This is a genomic window from Psychroserpens sp. BH13MA-6, assembly GCF_052983595.1.
In genome coordinates this window covers 290,034-302,554 of record NZ_JBRJGE010000001.1, presented here as the reverse complement: position 1 = coordinate 302,554, position 12,521 = coordinate 290,034, and the positions used below count along the sequence as shown (strand labels likewise).

The following is a 12,521-nucleotide window of genomic DNA, read 5'->3' as shown; positions in this document are numbered from 1 at the left end:
TTTTTGGACGCTACAATAACGTAGGGGTTTTCAACAATCTTATTTACAACTATCATAGATTAAGGTGGCTGTTTTTTCACTGGCGCCTTTACCACCGAGCTTTTTCTCTAAATCATAATAGTCTATAAAGAATTTAATACGTTGATCTTCATCGAGAATTTTAGTTAGTTCTTTTTTAAGACATTTTTTGTTCAGATTCCCTTGAATGAGTTCAGTGACGACCTCACGATCCATGATTAAATTAACCAACGAAATATACTTCAGAGTTATTATGCGCTTTGCAATTTGATAAGAGATACTATTAGCTTTATAGCATACCACTTGAGGAACTTTAAATAAAGCCGTTTCTAAGGTTGCCGTGCCTGAAGTGACTAAGGCTGCCGTTGAGACGCTTAATAAATCATATGTTTTATTATTGATGAAGGCAACATTATGCTGCTTGATAAAACCTTCATAGAAACTGAAATCTTGACTAGGTGCTCCAGCTATTACAAATTGATAATTGGGGAAATCTTCAACAAGACTTAACATGACATTGAGCATCTTATTTATTTCCTGTTTCCGACTTCCCGGAAGTAAGGCAATAATTGGCTTGTCATTAAGCTTGTGTGTTTGCCTAAATGTCTGTTCATCTACTTGAACCCTATCTGATATAGCATCAATAAGTGGATGACCAACAAAATGAACCTCATAATTATAGGATTTGTAAAATGCCTTTTCAAATGGAAGAATCACGTACATGGCATCAATATCGCGTTTGATTTTTTCTACGCGATTGGCCCTAGAAGCCCATACCTGAGGCGAAATATAATAATGAGTTTTATAATGATGTTCTTTTGCCCATTTTGCGATACGCAGGTTAAATCCTGAATTGTCAATGAAAATAATAACGTCAGGATTAAATTCTTCAATATCATTTTTGCAGAACTTTATCAAGCCAAGGATTTTCCTTAAGTTTAAAATCACTTCGGCAAATCCCATAAAAGACCGCTCTTTATAATGTTTAACCAAAGTGCCACCAACAGACTGCATCAGATCGCCACCCCAAAATCTGAATTCTGCATTGCTGTCTTTATTTTGCAATGCTTTCATCAAATTGGAGCCATGTAAATCTCCAGAGGCTTCGCCCGCAATGATATAATATTTCATAGTTAAACAAATCTAACAATAATGGTTAGGATAGCCACTACAACAGTTGCAATAAGTACGCCTTTAGCAATGATATCTTCATGGCGCTTAATAAACAAAAAAAACGCAGCTAAGTTTAAAAGTGCACCCATACTCATTAATTTTGTAAATACGCCTGTATGCAACGCAATATCTAAAGAATTGATGATAGAGTTTCCTTTGCCAAAAACTAAAAGTACAATGACTAATCCGATGGCACTAGCAAGTAGGCCAATGATTATGCCTTTTAATAAGTGTTGGTTATTTTTCATTAAATTCCCAAGTATTTAAATGTTGGATGCTGTGGTGCGCTGTTAAATCAAATTGAATGGGAACTACAGATACATAACCATTTTCTAAAGCCCACTCATCGGTATCCTCACCGTGATCTAAATTAACAAATTTCCCTGTTAACCAATAATAGTCTTTACCATATGGGTTTTGACGTTTGTCAAATTCTTCCTCCCAATTCGCCTTCGCTTGCCTACAGATTTTAATACCTTTTATGTCTTTTTTTTCCAACTTAGGAAAATTAACATTGAGAACTGTGCCATTGTCCAATCCATGCTCCAAGGCATTCTCAACTATCGTCTTTACAAAGGGTTTACAAGGTTCAAAATTGGCACTCCAATTATAATCGCATAATGAAAAACCAATCGCGGGAATACCTTCAACACCAGCCTCAATAGCAGCACTCATGGTGCCAGAATAGATGACATTTATGGAAGAATTAGAACCATGGTTAATACCAGAAACACATAGGTCTGGACGTCTTTTTAGTATTTGTTTGACACCTAGTTTTACACAATCTGCTGGCGTCCCTGAACAACTGTATTCCTCTTGAGGTCCATCATCGATAGTGACGTTCTCAATATGTAGTGTAGAGTTTATGGTAATGGCATGACCCATACCACTCTGAGGGCTATCAGGAGCGACCACAACAACATCGCCAATAGTGTTCATCACGTCAATAAGTGCTCTGATTCCAGGAGCGGTGATACCATCGTCATTTGTCACAAGAATTAGCGGTTTTGTAGCCATACGTTTAAGGTGTTAGATTTAAAGACAAAAATAGATAAACTGCCATGAATTTCCTATGTTTATAGGTTTAACAAAAAATTAGTAGCGCATGATTTTAATGGCATGATTTTTTCTGTTACATTAGTAAAAATTATAAAATTAGCCCTATTTTACATGACTAAAGAATTAATTTCTTGTTAAATGCGTGTTATAATTAAAACAATGAAAAATATGATGAAGAGGAATTATAAACTGCTGCTACTAGTATTACTCTTAGCCTTTGCCTCATGCAGTTTTACGACTAAAAAATTTCAAGACCCGAATAAAGATAAGCTTCTAATTCAGCTTATAACCTATGTATTGGAACAAGGACATTTTAACCCACAAGACATAAATGATGGCTTTTCTGAGGAAGTTTTCAATGATTATCTTGAGCAACTAGATCCGTTCAAGCGCTATTTTTATGCGTCGGATATCAAGGAATTTGAAGCCTATAAAAACCAGTTAGACGATCAAATTAAAGCATATGATATTACATTCTTTAATATCACCCACGATCGCCTTTTAAAACGCATTGCTGAATCTAAAAATATTTACAAAGAAGTTTTAGCGAAACCTTATGATTTTTCAATAGCGGAAGAGTTTTCTACAGATTATGATAATCTTGGCTATGCGTCGTCAAAAAAAGAAATGAAAGAACGCTGGAGAAAACAATTGAAGTTTTCAACCATAGCTAATTTCGATGATTTATTAGAAGATCAGAAAAATGCTAAAAAGCAAAATTTAATCGACAACGACGGTTCTGAAACGATCAAAAAATCACTCGTAAATAAAACGAAGAAAGAACTTGAAAAGGATGCTAGAGATGCCACAAAAAGATCATTGGATGAGCTCTATGACTTTATAGATGACAGACAGCGTAAAGATTGGTTTGCTGTTTACATAAATGCTATTGTTGAAGAGTTTGATCCACATACATTTTATTTTGCACCAGAAGACAAAGACCGTTTTGATGTTGCTATGTCTGGTAATTTCGAAGGCATTGGTGCGAGACTTCAGAAAAAAATGGATGCCATTATCGTTAATGAAATTATTAGTGGTGGACCAGCATGGAGACAAAATCAATTAGAAGTTGGTGATCAAATTATAAAAGTGCGTCAACAGAATGAAGATGAGCCTTTAAATATAGTGGGAATGCGTCTTGATGATGCGATCAAATTCATTAAAGGACCAAAAGGTACCAAAGTCACACTAACCTTGAAAAAAGTAGATGGTACAATTGAGGATATCACTATTACCAGAGATATTGTTGAATTAGAAGAAACTTATGCGAAATCGTCAACAGTAATTAAGGATGGTAAAAAATTCGGTGTGATCAATCTTCCGAAGTTTTATGTAGATTTCGAAGATTACAACAAGCGTAATGCGGCTTCAGATATTCGATTAGAAATTGAAAGGTTAAAGGCTGAAGGAGTCGTAGGTTTGGTCCTAGACTTAAGAAATAATGGTGGTGGATCCTTGCAAACGGTCGTTGATATGGGTGGTTTGTTTATCGAAGATGGACCTATTGTTCAAGTGAAGACCTCAGGAGAGCCTAAAGAAGTTTTAAGAGATAAGGATAAGTCAATCGTTTGGGATGGTCCGCTCGTGATATTAGTCAATGAATTATCAGCGTCGGCTTCAGAAATTTTAGCAGCTGCCATGCAAGATTATAAACGAGCCATTATCATAGGTAGTAAGCAAACTTATGGAAAGGGAACCGTTCAAAATGTATTAGATTTAAACAGAATGGTGAGATCTAACAGTAATGGCGATATGGGAGCTTTAAAGTTTACAACGCAAAAGTTCTATAGAATTAATGGTGGTTCAACGCAATTGGAAGGTGTGAAAAGTGATGTCGTTGTCCCAGATCGTTATAGTTATATAAATATTGGAGAAAAAGATCAGGAAAACCCTTTAGGCTGGGATAAGATTGATGCCGTAGATTATAGCGTATGGGGAAGTTATTATGACTATGACACGACGATTGAAAAGAGTAAAAAGCGAATGGCTAACAATGAGCAGTTGAAATTAATCGATGCCAATGCGCAATGGGTTAAAAAAATTAGAGATAGAGAAATCTATTCTTTGAATTATGAAGCCTACAAAAAGGCTCTTGAGAATAACGAAGAGGAATCTAAACGTTTTGAGAAAATTTCAGACTATAAAACGAATTTAACTTTTGAATCATTGCCATATGAATTAAAGCTCATGGATAAAGATTCCATACTCAAGGAAAAGCGTGAACGCTGGCATGTCAGTTTAAGTAAGGATGTGTATATTGAAGAAGCATTAAACGTTCTTAATGATCTTAAAATGACCTATGAAATAAAAAAAGTAGCCTCATCAGTAAAAAATTAGAATGAGTAAATCAGGTGACTCATTATCAAAACTTGCGCTCCGAAAGTTTAAAAAAAACTTTTGGGGCGTTTTGAGTTTTTGGGTCATCATTAGTATCGGTTGCTTATCACTATTCGCATATATCATCGCTCCAGATGATTCGCAGAACGCTAATCAGATGCATTTGTCTATCCATTCGCAAAAGCCTGGTTTCAAAGTGCAAATGTTGTTCGTGCCAAGCGAGTCTGAGCAAAAGCAAAATTTTATTTCAGATATCTTATTTGGTAAAAAGCATGACGATTTAGAAATTCCTATTTCTGAGCATACCATAAAAAATGATACCTTGTTTTATACAGAATTTGCTTCAGATGGATTAATAGGTGCTGAAAAATTTATAGTGCTCAAAGACTATGCGCGCATGGACTCAAAACCTTATGTTGCCGAAAAAGCATTCTTGTTTGGTACCGATAAATACGGTCGTGACTTATTGAGTCGCGTTCTTGTGGGTTCTAGAATCTCATTTTCTATCGGATTTATTGCCGTGTTTATTTCACTAGTTATTGGGATTTTTATGGGAAGTGTGGCTGGTTATTTTGGAGGTAAAATAGACGCACTTATAATGTGGGTCATCAATGTGACGTGGTCCATACCTACCTTACTATTGGTGATTGCCATTACACTAGCCCTTGGGAAAGGGTTTTGGCAAGTGTTTATAGCGGTGGGTTTAACCATGTGGGTTGAAGTAGCAAGAGTGGTTAGAGGTCAAATAATGAGTGCCAAAGAGATGCAATATGTGACTGCGGCAAAGGCTTTAGGTTTTCATCATTTTCGCATTATTACGAGGCATATTTTACCAAACATCACAGCGCCAATAATTGTCATTTCTGCTGCAAATTTTGCAGCTGCTATCTTGATTGAAAGCGGACTTAGTTTTTTAGGTATTGGAGCGCAACCTCCAATGGCAAGTTGGGGAGCTATGATCAAAGATCATTATAATTATATCATTCTAGGGAAGCCTTACTTAGCAATAATACCGGGACTATGTATTATGATTTTAGTTATGGCCTTTATGCTTATTGGAAATGCTTTAAGAGATGCTTTGGATGTGAAATCTTGACTTATGATCGAAGCGCTTCAATTTCATCATTGGTCGATGCAATAAAATCTAATACATCCTCTCTTCCCATAGTCTTGGAAGAAGATGTTACGAAGTAATTTGGTAGTTCTTCCCAGCTCTTTAAAAGCTCTTGACAATATTCTTCAACATGGCGTTCAATAGCCTTTGGTTTTAATTTATCAGCTTTAGTGAAAATAATTGAAAATGGAATTTGACTCAAACCGAGATATTCCATGAATTCTAAATCTACTTTTTGGGGCTCATGCCTAATATCAACCAGAACAAATGCAGAGACCAGTTGTTGCCTTTTTTCGAAGTAATCAGTGATGAATTTTTGAAATTTCCTTTTAGCAGTTTTTGAAACTCTCGCATAGCCATAACCCGGTAGATCCACCAAAAACCAATTTTTATTGATTAGGAAATGATTGATAAGCTGTGTTTTACCTGGTCTACCTGAAGTTTTAGCTAAATTTTTATGATTGGTGAGCATATTTATTAATGACGACTTACCCACATTACTTCGGCCGATAAAGGCGTATTCCGGTAGCTGATTCTTAGGGCATTTAGCCACATCAGAGTTGCTCACTATAAATTCAGCAGTTTTGATAATCATACCAGGTCTTGAAAATTAAAAATCACACCTAAAACTTCTTGTCTGTTAGCCAGCCGTTAAGTATTTGATTGAATTTTTCCGGATGTTCCATCATAGCAGCGTGACCACATTTATCAATCCAAAACAGGTCGGAATTAGGTAAAAGTTCATTAAATTCTTCGGCCACTTCTGGTGGTGTAACGGTATCATTTTTACCCCAAATAATACACACCGGCAAGGTCATTTTCGGTAGGTCCTTAGCCATGTTATGGCGAATCGCGCTTTTAGCAATGGCTAGTGTTTTGATCAATTTGTTTCTGTCGTTTACAGTTTCATAAACTTCATCAACTATCTCTTTTGTAGCGACTTCTGGATCATAGAAGACTTCTTGTGCTTTTTTCTTAATAACTTCGTAATCACCTCGTTTCGTGTAACCTCCACCCATAGCACTTTCATAGAGTCCAGAACTCCCAGTAATGATTAATGCTTTTACCTTTTTGGGATAAAGTTTTGTATGGTAAAGTCCTATGTGTCCACCAAGAGAGTTCCCAAGCAAAATAACATCATCAAATCCTTTGAATTCAATAAAGTCATGTAAATATTTGGCAAAGCTTTTGACGTTAGTTTTAAGCAATGACATGGTATAAATAGGCAACTCTGGAATAAGCACTTTATAACCTCTTTCGCTGAAATAATCTGTCACGGCGTCAAAGTTACTAAGTCCTCCCATTAAGCCATGTAGCACAATTATTGGCGTGCCTTCTCCAACTTCAATATACCTGTAGTCTCTCTCTTTTTTTAAACGGTGCGCCATGTAATTAGTTAGTCATTTTCGTCAAAAACAAATATAGGTAATTCAATTAAAACAACAGCATAAATAATAAATGCGAGAATCAAACTTGATGCTAAGATGTTAACAATGCTCATGGGAATTCTCCGCCTAAATTTATGTATTTGATTATAAAGGACTTATAGGTGTTAATAGGACATGCATAAGGTACTAAATAGAATGAAAATATAAAATTATCAACAAAAGTGGGATGAAGTGGTAAATTGTGGTAAAATTTTCAATATATTTGAATCTTAATCGTTACAGTAAGTAAATCAATCATTTTGAACCCTTTAATCGGAACATACGAGTGTAAAGTTGATGCCAAAGGAAGGCTGATGCTGCCAGCTGCTATCAAAAAGCAGTTGCTACCGATGTTACAAAATGGGTTCGTGCTCAAACGAGCAGTCTTTCAACCGTGCTTAGAACTTTATCCTATGAGCGAATGGGAAACGCTGATGCAAAAGGTGAATAAGCTTAACCGATTCAAAAAGAAAAATAATGACTTTATCCGTCGCTTTACGGCTGGTTTAAAACAGGTTGAAGTAGATGCTGCTGGACGTTTATTGATACCAAAAGATTTGATGGCTTTCTCAGGTATTAAGAAAGACATTGTTGTGGCTTCGGCCATTAACATTATTGAAATTTGGGATAAAGATAAGTATGAGCAAGCTATAGATGACGCGACAGGAGATTTTGCCGATTTAGCGGAAGAAGTAATGGGACAAGATGATGACCATGGTATATCATAAACCGGTATTGTTAAAAGAAACAGTTGATGGCTTAAATATTAAGCCCAATGGCGTCTATGTGGATGTGACGTTTGGTGGAGGTGGTCATAGTTCTGAGATAATGAATCGCCTTGGTCCTCAAGGGAAACTCATTGCGTTTGATCAAGATAAAGACGCCTTATCTAACGCTATTTCTGATGAACGGTTTACTTTGATTAATGAAAATTTTAGGTATATCAAACTCTTTTTGAGGTTTTATGGTGTGAAGGAAGTTGATGGAGTGCTTGCTGATTTTGGCGTGTCATCACATCAATTTGATGTCGCGGAACGCGGATTTTCAACAAGGTTTGAAGCCGACTTAGATATGCGTATGAATCAGGATGATAAGTTGTCGGCCTATCATGTGATTAATGATTATGACGAGGAACAAATTAAGCAAGTATTGTTGCAATATGGAGAATTGAGACAAGCACCTGCTATGGCCAGAGTTATAGTTGACGCAAGGAAAGAATCAGCAATTAAAACAAGTGAACAACTGAAAAAAGTGCTAAACCGCTTTTTAAATCATAAGAAAGAAAATAAAGTATTAGCACAAATATATCAAGCTATTCGGATAGAAGTGAATCAGGAAATTGAAGCATTAAAAGAGTTTTTACAGCAAACGCCCGAGATATTAGTCAAGGGTGGACGCCTCAGTTTAATCTCGTATCATTCCTTAGAGGACCGTTTGGTGAAACGCTACATCAGAAATGGCTTGTTTGAAGGTGAGCCTGAGCGTGATGTCTTTGGGAATTTTGAAGTGCCGTTGAAAAAAGTAGGAGGTCTCATCGTTCCAACAAAGGAGGAGATTGCTGAAAATAATAGAGCTAGAAGTGCAAAACTGCGAATTGCTGAAAAATTATGAAAAAGAATCTGTACAGCATTTTAAGAGGTAAATTCTTGGTTAGTGATGACTCTTTTAAGAATTGGAGAATCATCATTTTTATATCAGCATTAGCAATCATCATGATCGCAAGTTCTCACAGTGCAGATAAAAAAGTTTATGAGATTGCTAGGCTTAAAAATGAAGTCAAGGAGTTGCGATCAGCCTTTGTAGATGGTAGATCAAAATTGATGCGACTCAAAATGGAATCATCAATTACCAATAAAGTAGCAGAGAAGGGAATCAGAATTTCAGAGATTCCACCGAGAAAAATAAAAGTTAAATCACAACACTGAGAAGGTGGCAACAACCGAAACCAACATATTAAACAGATTGTATTTCGTGGCTGGCAGTATGTTTGTCTTTGCGCTCGCTGTCGTATTCAAGTTGTGTACGATTCAGTTTGTGCAAGGTGATGCATATCGAAGTCTCGCTGAGGAACGTATTGTTAAAAATGTTGAAATTCCTGCGAATAGAGGAAATGTCTATTCTGCTGACGGAAGTCTGTTGGCTACCTCCATTCCAAAATATGATATCCGATTAGATGCTATACAACCTAAACAAGAAGTGTTTAATGAGTTAATTAATGATTTGGCAGATTCACTGTCTAATTACACTGGAAAATCTTCGAGTTTTCATCGTCAATCTATCAAAAAAGCCAGAAAAGATAAAAACCGGTATTTTCTTCTAGCCAGAAATATTAGTTACTCCGACTATATAAGACTGCGAAATTTTCCAATGTTGGAGTTGGGAGCTATTAAAGGAGGTTTAATTGTTGAGCAAACGACTAGACGTGAACATCCCATGGGTGGTATCGCCGAACGGTCTATTGGCTATGAGCGTTTTGATGAAGACGGAAATGTCTCTAGAGCAGGTATTGATGGTGCTTTTGGCGCAAAATATCTGCGTGGAGAAAATGGCAAGCGTTTAAAGCAAAAAATAGGAAATGGTCAATGGAAGCCCATTGTAGACTATAATCAAGTCGAGCCTCAAGACGGTTATGATGTCTACACGACAATTGACGTCAATATTCAAGATATTGCGCATCATTCATTGTTGGGTCAGCTTGAGAAATACGAAGCCGAACACGGCTGTGCTGTTGTGATGGATGTCGAGACAGGTGAAATTAAGGCCATCACTAACTTAGCGAAAACCAGTAAAGGTAATTATTACGAAAAGCGTAATTATGCCGTTTGGGAGTCACATGAACCAGGTTCTACATTTAAAGTTATGGCTTTAATGGCTGCCCTAGAAGATAGAGTAATTGATACTTCTACAATAGTTGATACAAGAAATGGTTCTAAAATGTTTTATGGTAGAACGATCAGAGATTCTAAAGGTCATGGAAAGATTTCAGCTGCGAGAGCTTTAGAAGTGTCTTCAAATATTGGATTGGCAACTTTAATAGATGATCATTACGCGAAACAACCTAAGAAATTCATCAACCGATTAAAAAGCTGGCATCTCGATGATACACTCGGTGTATCCATTAAAGGTGAAGGTAGGCCAGTAATACCAGAACCTGGCGATAAAATATGGAGTCGCAATGCTTTGCCTTCTATGGCCTATGGCTATAACTTACAAATGACGCCTTTGCAAACATTGACCTTTTATAATGCCATTGCGAATAATGGTGAAATGGTGAAACCAAGATTTATCAAATCGGTTAAAGAATTTGATAAGGAAATTGAAGTGTTTGAGAAGGAAGTCATCCATCAGAAAATATGTTCTGATAAGACCTTAGGAGAAATCAGAGATATCCTAAAAAATATAGTCATCCGAGGCACAGGTCAGCGAATGTACTCAAAGAATTTTTCTATGGCTGGTAAAACAGGGACAGCTAGAACTAATTACAATGATTTTGAAGAGTGGTTAAAGGATAAAAAGTATATCTCTTCTTTTGCTGGGTATTTTCCTGCAGACGCTCCGAAATATTCCTGCATCGTAGTGATTCATGAACCTAGCACCAAAGTGGGCTATTATGGCGCAGATGTTTCAGGTCCCGTATTTAAAAGAATAGCACAAAAAATATATACAGAAACGCCTCTTATAGATGAAGTGGAGTCACTTGAGATTGTGAATTCGAAAGTCGAGAAGGATTTTGAAGCCTATTATGAAACGGCTCAAACATACAAAACCATCATGCCAAATGTGGTTGGATTACCAGCTATGGATGCGTTGGCGCTTCTGGAAAATATGGGACTGAAGGTAAAACTGCAAGGTGCAGGAACTATTAAGGAACAGTCTGTTCCTAAAGGAATTAAAGTGAAACCCAATCAAATCATACGCCTAAGCTCATAATGGTACAACTAAAAGACATATTGTATAAGGTTACTATTAATGCAGTGGTTGGCAGCACGAGTATTGAAGTGGGAGCACCTCAATTTGATTCACGTCTTATTGACAGTGGCGATGTGTTTGTGGCTATCAAGGGGACGAAGGTTGATGGACATGAGTTTATAGATACAGCCATTAATAAAGGTGCGATAGCGATCGTGTGTGAAAAATTACCACCCAATTTGAAAGATGGCATTACCTATATTGAAGTTGAAAGAGCCAATCAGGCATTGGCATTTATGGCTTCTAACTTTTATGGAAATCCTTCTGAAAACTTAAGATTGGTCGGAGTGACTGGAACCAATGGTAAAACGACGATTGTCACATTGCTTTATCAATTGTTTAAGAATGCAGGTTATAAAGTTGGCCTGTTGTCAACAGTGAAAATCATGGTGGATAACACCGAATACAAAGCAACACATACGACTCCTGATTCACTAACGATTAACAAGTACTTAAAATTAATGAATGATGAAGGCGTGGAATTTTGCTTTATGGAAGTAAGCTCACATGGTATTCATCAAAATAGAACAGATGGTTTGCAATTTGCAGGTGGCATTTTTACAAATATCTCTCATGACCATTTAGATTATCACAGCACATTCGCAGAATATAGAGATGTTAAAAAATCATTTTTTGATCACTTACCCAAGAGTGCTTTTGCTTTGGTTAATATCGATGATAAAAATGGCTTAGTCATGCTACAAAATACGGTAGCTAAAAAATACACTTATGCTTTAAAGACGTATGCCGATTTTAAAGCCCAAATACTTGAAAACGAGTTCAGCGGATTACTACTTAAATTAAATGAAGCTGAGTTATGGACCAAACTAATAGGAAATTTCAATGCCTATAATATCACGGCTATCTATGGTGCTGCAGAATTACTCGGATTGGAGAAGGTTGAGATTTTGAGATTGATTAGTGAACTAGAAAGCGTGAGCGGAAGATTCCAGTATCTCATTTCTGAAGATAAAATTACAGCGATAGTTGATTATGCTCATACGCCAGATGCACTCAAAAACGTGCTTGAGACTGTCAATAGCATACGTACTAACAATGAAGATTTAATTACCGTAGTTGGATGCGGTGGTGATAGAGACAAAACCAAACGCCCAAAAATGGGGCATATCGCTTCCGCTTTGAGTACCAAGGTGATTTTTACGAGTGATAATCCGCGAAGTGAAAACCCAAATACAATTATTGAAGATATCGAGAAAGGTGTAGAGCCTCAAAATTTTAAAAAAACAATGTCCATTGTTGATAGAAGACAAGCCATAAAAACGGCTTGTCAATTGGCAAATTCAAATGACATCATATTAATCGCAGGAAAAGGTCATGAAACCTATCAAGAAGTCAATGGAGAACGATTGGATTTTGATGATTATAAAATAGTAGAAGAATATTTAAAGCAGTTACAGAAATAA

The 12,521-nt window shown here is 36.5% G+C and carries 12 protein-coding genes; 7 read left to right on the top strand and 5 right to left on the bottom strand.

Annotation, left to right across the window (positions count from 1 at the left end; genetic code table 11):
• Positions 1–39: 39 nt before the first annotated feature.
• The 3 genes from lpxB to surE are packed head-to-tail and all read right to left on the bottom strand — an operon-like array spanning position 40 to position 2,208.
• On the bottom strand, positions 40–1,149 hold the full coding sequence (gene lpxB, locus ACU8DI_RS01375; protein ID WP_447110940.1) for a lipid-A-disaccharide synthase: 1,110 nt from the start codon (positions 1,147–1,149) through the stop codon (positions 40–42).
• Between the two features lie 2 nt (positions 1,150–1,151).
• Positions 1,152–1,439 (bottom strand): hypothetical protein, encoded by a 288-nt coding sequence (locus ACU8DI_RS01370; protein ID WP_447110939.1) that lies wholly within the window; start codon positions 1,437–1,439, stop codon positions 1,152–1,154.
• Entirely contained in the window at positions 1,429–2,208 is a 780-nt protein-coding gene (gene surE, locus ACU8DI_RS01365; RefSeq protein WP_447110938.1) for a 5'/3'-nucleotidase SurE, read from the bottom strand. Before surE ends, ACU8DI_RS01370 begins: the two co-directional genes overlap by 11 nt.
• Positions 2,209–2,421: 213 nt before the next feature.
• Between surE and ACU8DI_RS01360 the strand changes: the two genes are divergently transcribed.
• Together ACU8DI_RS01360 and ACU8DI_RS01355 are read left to right on the top strand one after the other, a co-directional pair.
• Positions 2,422–4,587 carry a carboxy terminal-processing peptidase gene (locus tag ACU8DI_RS01360; RefSeq protein ID WP_447111558.1) on the top strand — a complete coding sequence of 722 codons (2,166 nt, stop codon included), beginning with the start codon at positions 2,422–2,424 and terminating at the stop codon, positions 4,585–4,587.
• Between the two features lies 1 nt (position 4,588).
• On the top strand, positions 4,589–5,683 hold the full coding sequence (locus ACU8DI_RS01355) for an ABC transporter permease (RefSeq protein WP_447110937.1): 1,095 nt from the start codon (positions 4,589–4,591) through the stop codon (positions 5,681–5,683).
• A 1-nt stretch (position 5,684) separates the two neighbouring features.
• Here the strand turns inward: ACU8DI_RS01355 and yihA are convergent, their stop codons facing one another.
• Together yihA and ACU8DI_RS01345 are read right to left on the bottom strand one after the other, a co-directional pair.
• On the bottom strand, positions 5,685–6,296 hold the full coding sequence (gene yihA / locus ACU8DI_RS01350) for a ribosome biogenesis GTP-binding protein YihA/YsxC (protein ID WP_447110936.1): 612 nt from the start codon (positions 6,294–6,296) through the stop codon (positions 5,685–5,687).
• Positions 6,297–6,324: 28 nt separating this feature from the next.
• The gene (locus tag ACU8DI_RS01345) at positions 6,325–7,089 is read right to left on the bottom strand and encodes an alpha/beta fold hydrolase (protein WP_447110935.1); all 765 of its coding nucleotides are present in this window, start codon (positions 7,087–7,089) and stop codon (positions 6,325–6,327) included.
• A gap of 299 nt (positions 7,090–7,388) precedes the next feature.
• On the opposite strand from ACU8DI_RS01345, the gene mraZ reads away from it, so the two are divergent.
• From mraZ to ACU8DI_RS01320, 5 genes are read left to right on the top strand one after another with little or no spacing between them, the layout of a single operon-like run.
• The gene (gene mraZ / locus ACU8DI_RS01340; protein ID WP_447110934.1) at positions 7,389–7,856 is read left to right on the top strand and encodes a division/cell wall cluster transcriptional repressor MraZ; all 468 of its coding nucleotides are present in this window, start codon (positions 7,389–7,391) and stop codon (positions 7,854–7,856) included.
• A complete protein-coding gene (gene rsmH / locus ACU8DI_RS01335; protein ID WP_447110933.1) occupies positions 7,843–8,739 on the top strand; it encodes a 16S rRNA (cytosine(1402)-N(4))-methyltransferase RsmH in 897 nt (298 codons plus the stop codon). Before mraZ ends, rsmH begins: the two co-directional genes overlap by 14 nt.
• Positions 8,736–9,053: an FtsL-like putative cell division protein gene (locus ACU8DI_RS01330; RefSeq protein WP_447110932.1), complete on the top strand. Its 318-nt coding sequence runs from the start codon at positions 8,736–8,738 to the stop codon at positions 9,051–9,053. Before rsmH ends, ACU8DI_RS01330 begins: the two co-directional genes overlap by 4 nt.
• A gap of 58 nt (positions 9,054–9,111) precedes the next feature.
• Complete coding sequence (locus ACU8DI_RS01325; RefSeq protein WP_447111557.1) at positions 9,112–11,058, top strand: penicillin-binding protein; 1,947 nt, start codon at positions 9,112–9,114, stop codon at positions 11,056–11,058.
• Positions 11,058–12,521, top strand: a complete 1,464-nt coding sequence (locus tag ACU8DI_RS01320) for a UDP-N-acetylmuramoyl-L-alanyl-D-glutamate--2,6-diaminopimelate ligase (protein ID WP_447110931.1) — start codon at positions 11,058–11,060, stop codon at positions 12,519–12,521. The genes ACU8DI_RS01325 and ACU8DI_RS01320 overlap by 1 nt, the downstream gene beginning before the upstream one ends.

Bases quoted from the DNA above. Each gene is read 5' to 3' on its own strand.
- yihA (WP_447110936.1), bottom strand. From the start codon at position 6,296: ATGATTATCAAAACTGCTGAATTTATAGTGAGCAACTCTGATGTGGCT.
- rsmH (WP_447110933.1), top strand. From the start codon at position 7,843: ATGGTATATCATAAACCGGTATTGTTAAAAGAAACAGTTGATGGCTTA.
- lpxB (WP_447110940.1), bottom strand. From the start codon at position 1,149: ATGAAATATTATATCATTGCGGGCGAAGCCTCTGGAGATTTACATGGC.
- ACU8DI_RS01355 (WP_447110937.1), top strand. From the start codon at position 4,589: ATGAGTAAATCAGGTGACTCATTATCAAAACTTGCGCTCCGAAAGTTT.
- ACU8DI_RS01330 (WP_447110932.1), top strand. From the start codon at position 8,736: ATGAAAAAGAATCTGTACAGCATTTTAAGAGGTAAATTCTTGGTTAGT.
- ACU8DI_RS01370 (WP_447110939.1), bottom strand. From the start codon at position 1,439: ATGAAAAATAACCAACACTTATTAAAAGGCATAATCATTGGCCTACTT.
- ACU8DI_RS01345 (WP_447110935.1), bottom strand. From the start codon at position 7,089: ATGGCGCACCGTTTAAAAAAAGAGAGAGACTACAGGTATATTGAAGTT.
- ACU8DI_RS01320 (WP_447110931.1), top strand. From the start codon at position 11,058: ATGGTACAACTAAAAGACATATTGTATAAGGTTACTATTAATGCAGTG.
- ACU8DI_RS01360 (WP_447111558.1), top strand. From the start codon at position 2,422: ATGAAGAGGAATTATAAACTGCTGCTACTAGTATTACTCTTAGCCTTT.
- ACU8DI_RS01325 (WP_447111557.1), top strand. From the start codon at position 9,112: ATGTTTGTCTTTGCGCTCGCTGTCGTATTCAAGTTGTGTACGATTCAG.
- surE (WP_447110938.1), bottom strand. From the start codon at position 2,208: ATGGCTACAAAACCGCTAATTCTTGTGACAAATGACGATGGTATCACC.